Origin of the sequence: Methanoregula sp. (assembly GCF_002835825.1) — an archaeon.
Lineage (GTDB): Archaea > Halobacteriota > Methanomicrobia > Methanomicrobiales > Methanospirillaceae > Methanoregula.
In genome coordinates this window covers 1-1,296 of record NZ_PIZH01000591.1, presented here as the reverse complement: position 1 = coordinate 1,296, position 1,296 = coordinate 1, and the positions used below count along the sequence as shown (strand labels likewise).

Here is a 1,296-nt window from a genome sequence, read left to right as displayed (position 1 = left end):
CTCCTGTGGAACTTCACTCCTCCTTGTCAATGTCGGCAATGGCTAGAGTCCCGCCCGGCAGAAGGACCGAGTACCAATGGTGCAGCAGCCGTGGCACGTCTCTGATGTGGTGGAGCGTCATGCTGCTGATCATTAGCTCATAAGTACCCTCCCCGTCCGGTCCTTTCAGGTTCATGAGCCGGGTCGTGACACTGGTCATACCGGAATCCCGTATCTTTGACGTAAGGACATCACGCGTCCCTTCTGAGCTGTCAAGTGCGGTGACTGACTGCACGTGCGGCCGGAGAACGAACGTGACAAGTCCCGTTATCCTCGGGACTGTTCTCTTTGCTCGATAGTTCGGACCGTCTGAGTGGCCGGGCGGGATCAACGGTGTCTCTGGCTCGTGTGTTTGACGCATTTCCTCAAAAAACCCGGGATAAAAAAAGGGGAAATTCTCAACCCATTGATTCATTTCCTGTGCGGGTTACTATCCATCGATCGCAGATGAGAGCAGCACCGAACGCTGATACCAGAAATACACTGATGACGAACAATGAACTTCCCACGAGATGGAGGAGTCTGATCGAGAAGAAATAGCCACAGAGCAGGAGCAGACTACTGAAAACTCCGAGTCCCAGAAGGGTCTTTACCAGGGCCGGGCCCGTGACGCTCCTCTGGTATTGGCGTGCAGTAGCCTGGAGAATAAGGACTATCGGGAAAAGATAAACAAGGCTTATCAGAGAACTCGCGATGAGCCCTGCGATAACCGCGCTGAGTTCGGTATGGGGAGCAAAGGCCAGAGATGCAGACTTGGCCAGCGATAGGATGGAGATCAGCGGCGTCAGGATACACTGCATGGGGGGCCGGGTCCAGCTGTTTGCACGGATAAAGTCGGCAACATGCGGACTGAACGAATAATACCAGGCATTGAACGCAAACATGAACTCGGTTCCGGCAGCAGATGAGTAAATGGTATTCTGGCGGAAATCCCGCAGTTGCTGGACCTCGGCAGACAGGGATGAACCGAACGTTGCTGTTGCAATGAGGCAACCTCCCAGATCCGGAGTCTCTGCGACAGGTTTGTTTGCATCAGCCAGCTTCTGGACTTCTGCTGCCTCGGCAGTCCGTCCCAGCTTGGTAAGAAGGCTGGCTTTCTCGCTTAAGAGACTGTAACTTGATGGTTCATTAACAAGGAGAGTGTTGATACAATCGAGTGCCTTGTCGGTCTCGCCTTTTTTCTTGTAAATGACGGTTTTGCTCGCAAGGATCTTCCGTATTTTTTCCTGTGCATGCGGGACGAGGTCCATTTTATTC

Annotated in this window: 2 protein-coding genes; both read right to left on the bottom strand. The window is 53.0% G+C overall.

What is annotated here, in order from left to right; all coding sequences use genetic code 11:
* Window positions 1-13 precede the first annotated feature (13 nt).
* Window positions 14-400, bottom strand: a complete 387-nt coding sequence (locus CW742_RS13600; RefSeq protein ID WP_292421290.1) for a class I SAM-dependent methyltransferase — start codon at window positions 398-400, stop codon at window positions 14-16.
* Between the two features lie 37 nt (window positions 401-437).
* Window positions 438-1,296, bottom strand: an 859-nt coding sequence (locus CW742_RS13595) for a type IV pilus biogenesis/stability protein PilW (RefSeq protein WP_292421288.1), incomplete at its 5' end; no start/stop codon positions are given.

Excerpts from the sequence above, each read along its gene's own strand:
- CW742_RS13600 (WP_292421290.1), bottom strand. The coding sequence starts at position 400 with ATGCGTCAAACACACGAGCCAGAGACACCGTTGATCCCGCCCGGCCAC.